Here is a 12,751-nt window from a genome sequence, read left to right on the forward strand (position 1 = left end):
TAGGTAGTATCAATGAACTTACAAGACAAAGAACAAAGCGCCAAACTCTCCAGTGCTATTTGGCGTATGGCAGATGATTTATGGGGTGATTTCAAACACACCGATTTTGCGCGGATTATCCTGCCATTTTTGCTACTGCGTCGTATTGAATGCGTGTTAGAACCCACCCGTGAGGAAGTTCGTAAGTTCTATCTGGCCGAAAAACAATCCGGCATAGACCTTGGTTTAGTGTTGCCAGAAATTGCGGGATTCGCCTTTTACAACACCAGTGAATATAGCCTAGAAACCTTAGGCGCGTCAGACACCGGCGACAACCTAGAACACTACATCAGCCAGTTCAGCAAAAACGTTCGTACCATCTTTGATGAGTTTAAATTTGGTCAAACCATAGAAGATCTGGAAAAAGCCAAGTTGCTGTATCGCATGGTAAACCATTTTGCCAACCTCGACTTGCATCCTGATGTAGTGTCTGACCGCGTATTATCAGATGCTTATGAAGAGCTGATTCTAAAGTTCGCCAGTTCGGTTAATGAAAAGGCCGGGGAATTTATGACCCCGCGTGATGCCGTGCGTCTTGCCACCAAACTGGTGCTGGCGGCGGATGAAGATATCTTTAGTGAAAAGGGTGTGATCCGCACCATCTATGACCCAACCTGTGGCACGGGCGGTTTCCTTTCCGATGCCATTAGCCAAATTGAAGAAATGGGCAGCAGCGCTAAAGTCGTGCCTTTTGGTCAAGAGCTCGACCCCGCGACCCATGCCATGGCGCTGACCAATATGATGATCCGCGGTTTTGATGCCAATAACATCAAGCAAGGCAACACCTTATCAGACGATCAGTTACGTGCCGACAAGTTTCACTACGGCCTTGCCAACCCGCCATTTGGCATTAAGTGGGAAAAAGCCAAGAAAGAAGTAGAACGTGAGCACAAACAGCTCAAATACGCCGGGCGCTTTGGGCCAGGCCTGCCGAGTATTTCTGATGGTTCAATGCTGTTTTTACTGCACTTGGTATCAAAAATGGAAACGCCGGAAAATGGTGGTGGCCGAGTGGGTATAGTCCTTTCTGGCTCGCCACTGTTTAATGGCGATGCAGGCTCAGGCCCATCAGAAATCCGCCGTTGGCTGCTAGAACAAGACTTAGTCGAAGCGATTGTTGCCCTGCCAACCGATATGTTCTTCAACACCGGCATTGGCACCTACATCTGGATTTTGACTAACCATAAAGAGCCAAGACGCAAGAATCAGGTGCAACTGATTAACTTGGCAGATATTTGGACTCCCATGCGTAAATCGCAAGGCGATAAGCGTAAGTACCTGAGTGATGAACAGATTGACGATATTGTCCGTGCGTACGATGGCTTTGAAGCCAGTGACAACTGTAAGATCTTCCAGACTACTGATTTTGCCTACCGTAAAGTCACCATTCAGCGTCCACTGCGTGCCAAACTAGATATTACCGCTGCGGGCATTGCTGCATTTGTGCAGCAAGATACGTTTAAAAAACTCAAACCAGAGCAACAAGCGGCATGGGTACAATACCTCACCGATAACCTTGGCCTTCAGCCTTATGAATGGGCACGTTTGGCGGTTAAGAAGAATAACAATAAGGGTGACTTTGGTAAGTGCTCAAAAGCACTGGCTACGGCCTTAACTGCGCACTTTGTAAAAATTGATCCGCAATTTGAGCCTGCACTGGATGAAAAAGGCCAAGTGATCGCCGACCCTAAACTCAAAGACACCGAAAGCATTCCTTTTGACCGCGACGTTGAAGATTACTTCGCACAAGAGGTGCTGCCACATGTACCGGATGCCTTTATTGATCACTCAGTGCGTGATGAAAAAGACGGCGAAGTGGGCATTGTCGGTTATGAAATTAACTTTAACCGCTATTTCTACCAATACGTGCCACCACGCGAGTTGAGTGTGATTGATCGTGAGCTAAAAGCATGTGAAGCGCGCATTCAGGCTCTGCTGAATGAGGTGGCGGAATGAATGCTGGCAACATAGTAGATGCTTTCGTATCTGACTCGAAATGGAACTCAGTACCAGCTAAACGTTTATTTACGAGTAGCAAAGAAATCAATCAAGGAATGAAAGAATCTAATCGTCTTGCACTAACAATGAAAGGTGTCATAAACCGCTCGTTAGACGATTTACAAGGACTTCAATCTTCTGATTACTCTGTTTATCAGATTTTTGAAAAAGATGACTTAGTTTTTAAGCTCATAGATCTTGAAAATATAAAGACTAGCCGAGTGGGGATTGTGCATGAACGAGGAATAATGAGCCCTGCATACATCCGTGTTTCAGCGAGTTCAAATAGCATCTACCCAAGGTTCTATTACTGGTACTTTTTTGCTCTATACCTAACCAATATTTATAACAAACTGGGTGGAGGAGTTCGTCAGAACCTAACAGCTGGTGATCTTTTAGAAATACCTGTTCCACTGATTGATATTTCATTACAGAAGCAGGTTAGCACATTCCTTGATCGCGAAACCCAGCGCATCGACAGTCTGATCGAGGAAAAGCAGACCTTTATTAAGCTGCTCAAAGAAAAACGCCAAGCACTGATCAGCCATGTGGTCACAAAGGGGCTCAATCCCAATGTGGAGATGCAGGACTCTGGCATCGAGTGGATTGGGCAAGTGCCGAAGCATTGGGAAGTCAAAAAGATAAAGCATATTTGCTCCAACTTTATGTATGGAACCTCTCAAGACTGTAACCAGTCTGATGTTGGCTATCCTGTTCTCAGGATACCAAACATCAAGAGTACCAATGTTGATTTTGAAGATCTCAAATATGCAAATATCAGTGATGTTGATGCTTTAACTTATCTTTTATCAAGAGGCGACATTTTAGTCATCAGAACTAACGGTAACCCTAATCTGGTCGGCCAAAGCGCGCTTTTTGATTCAAATGGGCAGTATTTATTTGCGTCGTACCTAATAAAGTTAACACCAAAGCGAGGAGTGGATACTAGCTTCTTAGTAGAAGCGATGAACTCACTATCTGTTCGTCAAGCATTAACATTTCAGTCAAGAACATCGGTAGGTAACTACAACCTGAGCATTCCTTCACTAGCTAATACAAGTATTGCTATCCCACCAATTGATGAGCAAAAGACAATAACGAATTACTTGAGTGCAGCAACGATAAACATTGATTTACTGATTCAAGAGACTGATAAATCGATTGATCTTCTAAAAGAACACCGCACATCGCTGATCAACGCGGCTGTCACAGGAAAAATAGACGTCAGGGAGGCGGTGTAATGGCTGCACATCATGAAGTGCATTTTGAACAATATATTACCGAGCAGTTGGTGAACAATGGCTGGAAAGAAGGCCATTCCTGCCACTATGACCAGCAACGCGCCCTTTACCCGCAAGATGTCATGGATTGGGTAAAGGCCACCCAGCCAGATGCCTGGCACAAACTGAATAAACTGCATGGTGTGAATGCCGAGCAGGTGCTGTTGGAGCGTTTGGAAAAAGCCCTCTCTTCCCACAAAGCTGGCAGTAAAACAGGTGGCACCATTAATGTGCTGCGTAAAGGCTTTACCATTGCAGGTTGCGGCACGATTGCCATGGGCCAACGCAAACCCGAAGATGCGCGCAATGAAGAGCGTATAGCCCGTTATGAGCACAACATTTTGCGCGTGGTGCGCCAACTGAAATATTGCCCGACTCGCGAGTGGGAAATTGACTTGGTGTTCTTTATCAACGGTCTACCCGTTGCCACCGCCGAGCTAAAAACCGATTTTACCCAGTCGCTAGAATCGGCGATTGCGCAGTACAAAGAGGATCGTCTGCCCGTTGACCCAAAAACCAAGCGTAAAGAGCCGCTGTTAACCTTTAAACGCGGTGCAGTGGTACATTTTGCCATGTCTGATACAGAAATCGCCATGGCGACCAAACTGGCGGGAGAAAATACCTATTTTCTGCCCTTCAATAAAGGCCATGATGGTTCTACCTCTGATTTGCCCGTACACATCAACTTGCCGGGTGAAGATGGAGAGTATCCGGTCAGCTATTTTTGGCAAGAAATTGCCCAAAAAGATAATTGGCTACGCATTTTCTACAGCTTTGTGTATGTCGAAACCAAAGAGGTTGCCGATAGCAATGGCAAGGTTGAGCGTAAAGAGACGCAGATTTTCCCCCGTTACCATCAGCTTGATGCGGTAAACAAGATGATTGACGATGCCCGCCAAAACGGTGCAGGCATGCAGTATCTTTGCGAGCACAGCGCAGGCTCAGGCAAAACCTCGACTATAGCCTGGACGGCCCATGATTTGATTCGCTTGCGTAGCACCGATGGTAAAGCGGTCTTTAAATCCGTAATCATTGTGACCGACCGCACCGTGCTGGATTCGCAGTTGCAAGATGCGGTGCAGCAGCTGGATCATCAATATGGGGTGATTAAGGCGATTGACCGCGAAAAGAGTAGCGAGTCGAAATCAAAACAGCTGACAGAAGCACTGCTAACAGGCACGCCGATCATTGTTGTTACCATCCAAACCTTCCCGTATGCGTTAGAAGCAATTCTGACCAATCAATCTTTGGCACAAAGTAACTTTGCAGTGATCATTGATGAGGCTCATACCTCACAAACTGGCTCTACAGCCAAAGGTTTACGCGCAGCGCTCACGCTAAACCTGAGCCCTCAAGAGTTGGAGCAAATGAGTATTGAGGACATTCTTACTAAGGTGCAAGAAGCGCGTGCCATGCCCAAGAACGTCTCGCACTTTGCTTTTACAGCAACACCCAAGCACAGCACCAAGATGTTGTTTGGCCGCCCGAAAGACCCTAACCAACCAGTGTCAGATGACAATCTTCCTGAATCGTTCCACCTCTACACCCAACGTCAGGCCATTGATGAGGGTTTTATTCTTGATGTGCTGGAGAATTACACCCACTACGATACAGCCTACAAAATTGGTGAGAACAATCTGGATGAGAAGCGCGTAGACAGCAAACAAGCTCGCCGCGCGTTGGCGCGCTGGATGTCACTGCACCCAACCACGGTCAGCCAAAAAGTCGAATTTATTATTAAGCACTTCAAGGCCAATATCGCTCACCTACTGGAAGGTGAAGCCAAAGCCATGGTGGTCACATCGGGCAGGCCACAGGCGGTGAAATACAAGCTTGCTTTTGATAAATACATTAAAAAGCATGGTATTGAAGGTATCCAAGCCTTGGTTGCCTTCTCGGGCAAAGTCCCCGGCAAAGATTTGGGTGATGAAGACAGCCAAGACCCGCTAGAAATTGATTTCGATAAAGAGTACACCGAGTACAACTTAAACCCAGACACGCACGGGGCTGACCTGCGCCATGAGTTTGAGAAAACCGAATATCGCGTCATGTTAGTCGCCAACAAGTTCCAAACGGGCTTTAATCAACCAAAACTGGTTGCCATGTATTTGGATAAGAAAATATCCGATGTAGAAGCGGTGCAAACGCTGTCTCGCCTAAACCGCACCTATCCAGGCAAAGACACAACCTTCGTGATTGATTTTGTTAACGATCCACAAACCATTCTCAATGCGTTCAAAAAGTACGACAAAGGCGCGCAGCTTAATGAAGTGCAAGATGTGAACGTCATCTATGACATCAAAGATATTTTGGATGAACAGAACATATACAACCATCAAGATTTAGAGTTGTTTAAGCAAGCGCGTGGTAAATCGATTCTCGGCCAATCACCTGACAAAAAGTCACACGCGCACAAGAAACTGCTAGCTGCCACACAACGCCCTACCGATGTGTTCAACGTTAAGCTCAAAGAGCTGGTTGATGCTGCAAACCATTGGGATCAGCAATACAACAAAGCGCACCTTGCGGGTGATGAAAAAGCGGCGAACTACGCAGAATCTCAGCGCAGTGATTTCACCAAGCAGCGCGAAGCACTAATGCGTTTTAAGTCAGATTTAGCTCGATTTGTGAAGCACTATAGCTATATGGCGCAATTGATTGAGTTTGGTGATCCTGAACTGGAAAACTTTGCCGCGTTTGCTCATTTGCTATCACGTCGATTGAAAGGGGTAACACCAGAAAACATCGATCTCAGTGCACTGGTACTAGAAAAATTCAAAATCAAATACGACAAAGAGCCGCTTCCAGAAGCGTTTAATCAGGTACTTGAACCTATCCGCCCCAACTATAACGACCCTGCGGATCGTGAACAGGCATTTCTTGCCGATATCATTCGCCGCCTAAACGAACTGTTTGGCGATGTCGGCGACGAACCCGGTCGCCGAAACTTTGCCAACGGTACTATTACGCGTGTCACCCAAAATCCAATTGTGGTTGAGCAGATAGAAAAGCACGACAAGTCGATTGCCCTCAAAGGCGACTTGCCGCAAGCGGTGAAGCAAGCCGTTGTGCAGGCTCTGCTGAAAGAAGGTGATATAGCCCGAACGCTACTCAAAGACCCACAAGTTATGGCAAGTTATGTTGAGTTGATTTTTGACATGATGAAGCAAGGTGCAGAACAGGCGGCGGTGAAATAATGAATACTGCGTTTCGGGTTTTACTTACGTTCAATGCAACATCACTACTAGTGATTATCTTTGCGGTACAAAAAGGGTACTCACTCGGATATTTCTTTGGTGGTTTCGCTTACTTCGATTGGATAGCAGCACTTCCGAACGCAGTATCATATTTACTCTATTTTCTTATCCCTGTTTTATCGACTGGATTGAGTATTTGGCTGAGTAAGTATTTGGGTAAAGACGATTTTAAGGCGGGTGAAGTAGCGAGTATTGAGCATGCCAATAACAGCTTCCTACCAAGTTATTTGGGTTACTTTTTCGTGGCGTTGAGCATTGGTAACTGGGAGACATTGTGGTTTGTTTATGGCGTTTTGTTTGTTTTTACTCTCTTATCGCAAGCACTCTACTTTAACCCATTGTTTTTACTGTTTGGTTATGAGTTTTATAACATTACAACCAAAAACGGAACTGCCATTTTCCTTATTAGCCGAGAGCGCTACAAGAAGCCAGATGACATCGAAATACCATTGGCTTATCGAATCAATAATTACACATTTATCGAGCGAGGATAATGATGGACCATGTACTGGCACATATAAAAACTAGAGCAAAAAAACGCATTTTCAAATTGGTTTCTGATCAATCTCTTTTTGATACCGTCACAATCGACTTAAATGCCTGTATTCCATACAATCCAGACCATAACCTTGACGAAGACTCATGGTTTAAAATTGAAGGCTTTAGTCAAAAAGAGTTTTGTATTGAACTGCTAAAAAAAGACTATGATTCAAAAGACTACGATGACTTAACCAAAGATAACTTCGCCAAGATCGCCTACTTATTTGCAATTCAAGGTAATGATTTTTACTTTCAAAAAATCACTCCAAGCCTATTCGTAAAACGCAAAACGCTTGTTTTTGGTGAAGCCGCAGAAATTGAGAAGAGCCAAACACGTTTAGTAATAAACGCCTTACCTGATGCAGTGTACTTCAAAGTGGCCGATACCTTGATATTCAAAAATCTGGCAACGATCTCGAGCATTTTTAAAGGTATCGATGAGTTGTACAAGGAAGCAACAAAAGAAGAAGTTGAGCAGTTTTTAGATGCACAGTTTATAGAGTTGGGTAATGACTACAACGTAGATAGCGTCTCAAAACCTAATAGAAAACGTATTGGCCTTGCTATGGCAACACTTGATGCGATGTCTGCTGACGATAAAGCTAACATGCTTGATTATATCGACGGTTACTGCGGTGAACAGAAGCTGAAATTCGATAAAGAAAATCAGAAGTTTGAAATATCTAATGACGATGAGTTGAAGTTACTGCTTTATGGCATTGAACAACGCTTCTATACGACCCCGTTTGGCAAAGAAAAAAGGCTCGCTAACTCTGTAACCGCTATGGATAAATAATAGCCCATTATCAGTAACATATGAAGGTTGATTCAATGGCCGATAACATCCCACAAGCTCCTCAAGGTGAGTTTGTTCTTTTCACCAGTGCTGATGGTCAAACCCGCGTTGAGTGTCGTTTTGAGTCTGACACGTTGTGGCTTTCTCAGGCTGCAATGGCTGAGCTTTATGATAAGGACGTTCGCACAATCAATGAGCATCTAATCAATATCTACAACGAAGGTGAGCTTGTACAAAACGCAACCATCCGGAAATTCCGGATAGTTCGATTGGAAGGAACTCGCCAAGTATCTCGTGAGATCGACCACTACAATCTCGATGCAATTTTGTCTGTAGGCTACAGAGTTCGTTCGCAACGTGGAACACAGTTCCGCCAATGGGCAACGCAAATTCTGAAAGAATATCTGATCAAGGGATTTGCCATGGATGACGAGCGGTTAAAAAATCCGCCCGTTGGTCACTCTGCGGTGCCTGACTATTTTGACGAGATGCTGGAACGCATTCGCGATATCCGAGCTAGTGAGCGTCGCGTTTATCTGCGGGTGAAAGAAATCTTTACCATGGCTGCTGATTACGAGCCATCTAACCAAGAGACCAACCGCTTCTTCCAAACCATTCAGAACAAACTGCATTATGCTTGTACGCATATGACGGCTGCTGAGCTTATCGCCAGCCGTGTGGATGCCAGTAAGCCGGATATGGGCTTAACCAGCTATAAAGGCGATGAAGTGCGTAAGACAGACGTTACTGTTGCCAAGAACTATTTGCGTGAAGACGAAATTAAAGAGCTTAATCGCATCGTCAATATGTGGCTCGACTTTGCCGAAGACCAAGCACTGCGTCGCAAGCAGGTATTTTTACAGGACTGGGCCGATAAGCTTGACCAGTTCTTGAGTTTTAACGATAGAGATGTATTAAACGGTGCAGGAAAAATCTCCAAGAAAGACGCTGATGACAAAGCGAAATTGGAGTTTGACCGCTTTGCCCAGCAGCGCCGCCGTTTAAAAGAATCCGAAGGCGCACTTGCTAATATTGCAGCCCTCAAGGCAATACTCAAAAAAGATAAATAGGCGCTATACCACAGCCCTGCTCTCGAATGAGTTGAGGGCTGTGTTGTAAGATCATAATTATAAAGGATTATCCATCTTAAAATCATCGATATCGCCTGCCATTTTGAATAGATTGGTGTCATTCCAACGGCACAGTTGTCTAACCCGCATTAGATTTGAGTTGGCTCTGCGGATGATGGCAAAAGCGTCCTCAACTGCCTCAATTACAGGTTTTTCCCAGTCTTGAGCTAGCGAAAAGGTTGATCGTAGATAGCGATATTGATCGCCACGAGACAAATAATGGCTGATGATGTTATAGCCCTCAGTTCCCTTTTTGCGCGTGAATTCGTTATAGAACCAATACATTTCAAATTTTCGATCGCGAAGTCGCACTCTACAGCCGTAATGTCCGGGGTAGCCGGGAGTATTTTTGCCGCGGTGAGCCTTGTTGTGCTGCCAATACAACTCAGCAACCCGTTGTGCAATGTAGTAATAGCGCAATTGTTCTAGCTCAACAGACTTATGTATGTAATTCAGATATTGCTGCGATGTTGAACGGGTGAAAAGCATTGCCTCGTCGTGATCTATCTTCTTGTCATCGCTTGAGACAAAAGTATTCCAAGCAGCAATTTGTTTATTCAAAACTGTAAATGGGTCTGTCATTGGATGATCCTCTGTGTTGTTGATACAGAGTCAGTCTATTGTCGTGTGACCTAATCCATCGCCTGCCTTCATGCCCTTTTTGGGCACCTAGGTCTTTTGTTATGGCGACTTAGCCAGAAGACCTAGCCAATTCCTATCCAGATAATTATCTAATGGGGGACCTGGACAGGTTTATTCCATACAACTGCTATCTTCCTCAAAAGACCTAATCCAAACGATTCCACTTTTTATGGGGGACCTAGCTTTGTTTAGTGTAAATCGTCAGGTCTCTAAGCTTTCACATGTGAAAGTTTTTTCACTGGCGCACAAATTGATACGGTAATGTCGAGCAACTCATTGGTGGCTTAGCTTTTTGCTGCTCAGAGGCTGTTTTTTATCTATATATTGAATAAATGTCATTAAATATCAGCGTGTTGAAATTTATTATTGAAGTTCCCAAAAAGGGCAGTTCCAGCGGTCTGCTTAGTAACTGATTTTTAGGATGATGCTGCATGAAGGTTCAATAATTTTCAGGAGGCATTATGAATCAAGTTATACCCACCACTGACGAAAGACTACTCACATATCGAGAGGTGTGTTCTCTCACTCAAATATCACCAGCAACACTGCGACGTTATGTTCAAAGTGGAAAATTTCCTTCACCAATCAAACTCAATGATCATGGCCGATCAGTCCGTTTCCGACACAGCGAGGTATTGGCTTGGATGCAATGTTTGTAGGAGGAAAAATGCAGCTTGAACTACGTAATAATGGTTTATTCCGCATACAGGATGGTGAAGAACGGAAAATTTCCGATCCAATTTGCGTTCTTTTTAGAGTGCGTAGTGATGACCGAATTCGGAGTAGTGGCGTGTTGTGCGAGTGGCTCAATCTGGATGGCTGTTCTGTCCAGGAGGTATTTTTGATGAAGATATTGAATGGTAGCCAGTCTATGTTAATTCGAGAGCGGTTATTAGACAGCGGTTTTTGGATAGAAACTGGCATCGATACGTGGAAACTGATTCAACAATATTTAGTTCAAGAATCGCGCAAAGCGAGTACTGCAACCATAGTGGAAAGGACTGGTTGGCATCGTGAGGTATTTGTTACGCCCAGTTGGATTTCTGGTAGGAGTGATGAACCGTATCTATATCTATCTCCGCGTGTTGCCCCAAATTTTCAGCAAAAAGGATCTTTGGACGATTGGCGACAAGAAGTCGGGCGTTTTTGTCGTGGTAACCCATATTTAATTTTCGCTATTGGCTGTGCCCTTACAGGACCACTGTTAAAACCCGCCGGTTTGGAGAATGGCGGTATTCATATTGTTTCCAATTCTGCTGATGGTAAAACCGCACTTCTCCAAGTGTGTGCAAGTGTCTGTGGTGGTTCTGACTTCATGAAAAGTTGGAGTGGCACTGCCAATGGTATTGCTGCTGTCGCAAGTGAACATCACGACCTAGTTTTACCGCTTGATGAAATTGGCATGGCCAAAGCGGAAGATATCGATACCTGTTTGTATCAAATTTTTAATGGTGCTGGGAAATTGCGGGCAGATAAAACCGGCAAGCTTGCTGAATCTGAGCATTGGCGTGTGCTGGTATTAAGTTCAGGTGAAAAGTGGCTCTCAGAGATATTTGAAAGTTTGGGTCGTAGCCCGATGGCCGGGCAAGAAGTTCGTTTGATTGAACTTCCGGTAATTGGTCAGCATGGGGTGCTGAATGATCTTCACAGCTTTTCCACACCTCAAAAGGCCATTGATCATCTGAAGTCTGCAAGTGCGAGAACGTACGGATCATTGCTGAGATCATTCATCGAATTGATCACGACTGATGTAGTGGATCTTAATCAATACGTGCCAAAGGAATTACAGCGCATTGTTGATAGCTGGCTACTGCCGGATTCATCCTCACAGGTGCAGCGAGTCACCCGGCGTTTTGCGCTGATTTTAGTGGCCTTGCAGCTTGCCTCTCGTAACTTTCTGGTTAATTGGAGTGAGGACGAATCAGAGCAAGCAGTGCACAGCTTATATCGGGTTTGGTTGGGAAGTCGCGGTCATTTAATGAATCTTGAGGAATATAGCTTACTACAAAAGATTGGCGGTGTTCTCGCTAAGTGGGACAAACGACTTGCTAAAGAAGGCGATGTATATAGGCCAACAAGCATAGGATATCGACGGTTTATCGATGGTGAGGAGCTTTGGCTCATCCACAAAGATGAATTTTTGAAAGGCTTAAATTTGCCAACTCATTATATGCGTGATGTTGAGCTGCTCTTCCGCCGTCAATGTCTTGAAAGTAATGAACGCAGCCGTGGTACCTATAAGCTAAAGATGAGCGGTCGCTACTATCGTTTTTTTGCCCTTTGGCCTGACAGGGTGAGGCAAGCAATGCTGAAGATGGAGCAAGTCGATGATGAATAATTCAAATATCCCACTTTCCCACTTTTCCCTGTTTGATTCTGAGGTAGGAGTATCAACATGACTGAAAAAGAGATGCTTCAGCGCATGCTGATGGATATGTCATTGCTTAAAAAACTGATTACCGATCATATCAAAAACGAGCAACGTCCTGACACAACAAAGGAAATCCTCACAGTTGAGGAATGTGCTGAGCTGACGGGGTTAAAGAAAAGCACTTTGTACCGGCTGACCCATGAACGCAAGATCCCATTCTTCAAACCTAATGGTAATCGGGTGTTCTTCAGGCGAGCAGATATCTTGGCTTGGTTGCAGAGTAATCGTGTGGCGTCTTCTGATGAGATTGATAAAGCCGCTGCTGATCATCTAGTTGCTAACCGAAAATTGTATGGCCGGAGATATTAGGTTGATGCTTAACTTTTTGAAAATAAATAGGAATGGTTATATACGTTACATGTCACGTTCTTTAACTGTGACATGTAACGGTTACTCGTCGAATTGACAGCTCAGGCTTTAATGACTAGGTCTTAATGTGCGTGCGAATGCGCTTTTAAAAACACATCATTAGCTAGGGACGGTCAATATGTCTGTTAAACATACCCCAACCGGTGTAGTACACAGCGGTGCTAAAGGCGGCACCACTGGCGGCGGCACTGATACGAAGAAAAATGCCGATCACTGGGTTAATTCCCACGAGAAAATCACATGTGATAAGAACGGCTGTAAAAACTAAC

Annotated in this window: 11 protein-coding genes; 10 read left to right on the forward strand and 1 reads right to left on the reverse strand. The window is 44.6% G+C overall.

Features of this window, described 5'->3' with window-relative positions; translation table 11 throughout:
• Positions 1-12 precede the first annotated feature (12 nt).
• Genes ACUZ8J_RS00205 through ACUZ8J_RS00230 form a run of 6 tightly spaced genes read left to right on the forward strand, consistent with a single transcriptional unit; the run spans position 13 to position 8,980 of the window.
• Complete coding sequence (locus ACUZ8J_RS00205; protein WP_006811354.1) at positions 13-1,995, forward strand: type I restriction-modification system subunit M; 1,983 nt, start codon at positions 13-15, stop codon at positions 1,993-1,995.
• Positions 1,992-3,278, forward strand: coding sequence for a restriction endonuclease subunit S (locus ACUZ8J_RS00210; protein ID WP_023205114.1), 1,287 nt, complete (start codon positions 1,992-1,994; stop codon positions 3,276-3,278). Before ACUZ8J_RS00205 ends, ACUZ8J_RS00210 begins: the two co-directional genes overlap by 4 nt.
• Complete coding sequence (locus tag ACUZ8J_RS00215; protein ID WP_023205115.1) at positions 3,278-6,514, forward strand: type I restriction endonuclease subunit R; 3,237 nt, start codon at positions 3,278-3,280, stop codon at positions 6,512-6,514. The genes ACUZ8J_RS00210 and ACUZ8J_RS00215 overlap by 1 nt, the downstream gene beginning before the upstream one ends.
• Positions 6,514-7,068: a hypothetical protein gene (locus ACUZ8J_RS00220; protein WP_023205116.1), complete on the forward strand. Its 555-nt coding sequence runs from the start codon at positions 6,514-6,516 to the stop codon at positions 7,066-7,068. The genes ACUZ8J_RS00215 and ACUZ8J_RS00220 overlap by 1 nt, the downstream gene beginning before the upstream one ends.
• Positions 7,069-7,070: 2 nt before the next feature.
• Positions 7,071-7,910, forward strand: coding sequence for a hypothetical protein (locus ACUZ8J_RS00225; protein WP_024146389.1), 840 nt, complete (start codon positions 7,071-7,073; stop codon positions 7,908-7,910).
• Between the two features lie 35 nt (positions 7,911-7,945).
• Positions 7,946-8,980 (forward strand): virulence RhuM family protein, encoded by a 1,035-nt coding sequence (locus ACUZ8J_RS00230; RefSeq protein WP_023205118.1) that lies wholly within the window; start codon positions 7,946-7,948, stop codon positions 8,978-8,980.
• 57 nt (positions 8,981-9,037) lie between these two features.
• On the opposite strand, the gene mobI is transcribed toward ACUZ8J_RS00230, so the two are convergent.
• On the reverse strand, positions 9,038-9,622 hold the full coding sequence (gene mobI / locus ACUZ8J_RS00235; RefSeq protein WP_023205119.1) for a conjugative transfer protein MobI(A/C): 585 nt from the start codon (positions 9,620-9,622) through the stop codon (positions 9,038-9,040).
• Between the two features lie 521 nt (positions 9,623-10,143).
• Between mobI and ACUZ8J_RS00240 the strand changes: the two genes are divergently transcribed.
• The 4 genes from ACUZ8J_RS00240 (at position 10,144) to ACUZ8J_RS00255 (ending at position 12,750) form a co-directional block, all read left to right on the forward strand.
• Positions 10,144-10,341 (forward strand): helix-turn-helix transcriptional regulator, encoded by a 198-nt coding sequence (locus tag ACUZ8J_RS00240; RefSeq protein WP_024146390.1) that lies wholly within the window; start codon positions 10,144-10,146, stop codon positions 10,339-10,341.
• An 8-nt stretch (positions 10,342-10,349) separates the two neighbouring features.
• The gene (locus ACUZ8J_RS00245; protein WP_023205120.1) at positions 10,350-12,020 is read left to right on the forward strand and encodes a DUF927 domain-containing protein; all 1,671 of its coding nucleotides are present in this window, start codon (positions 10,350-10,352) and stop codon (positions 12,018-12,020) included.
• Positions 12,021-12,077: 57 nt separating this feature from the next.
• Positions 12,078-12,422, forward strand: coding sequence for a helix-turn-helix transcriptional regulator (locus ACUZ8J_RS00250; RefSeq protein WP_000136520.1), 345 nt, complete (start codon positions 12,078-12,080; stop codon positions 12,420-12,422).
• A 178-nt stretch (positions 12,423-12,600) separates the two neighbouring features.
• Positions 12,601-12,750, forward strand: a complete 150-nt coding sequence (locus ACUZ8J_RS00255) for a hypothetical protein (protein ID WP_023205121.1) — start codon at positions 12,601-12,603, stop codon at positions 12,748-12,750.
• Position 12,751 lies beyond the last annotated feature (1 nt).

Source organism: Shewanella sp. Koi 1 (assembly GCF_052907445.1).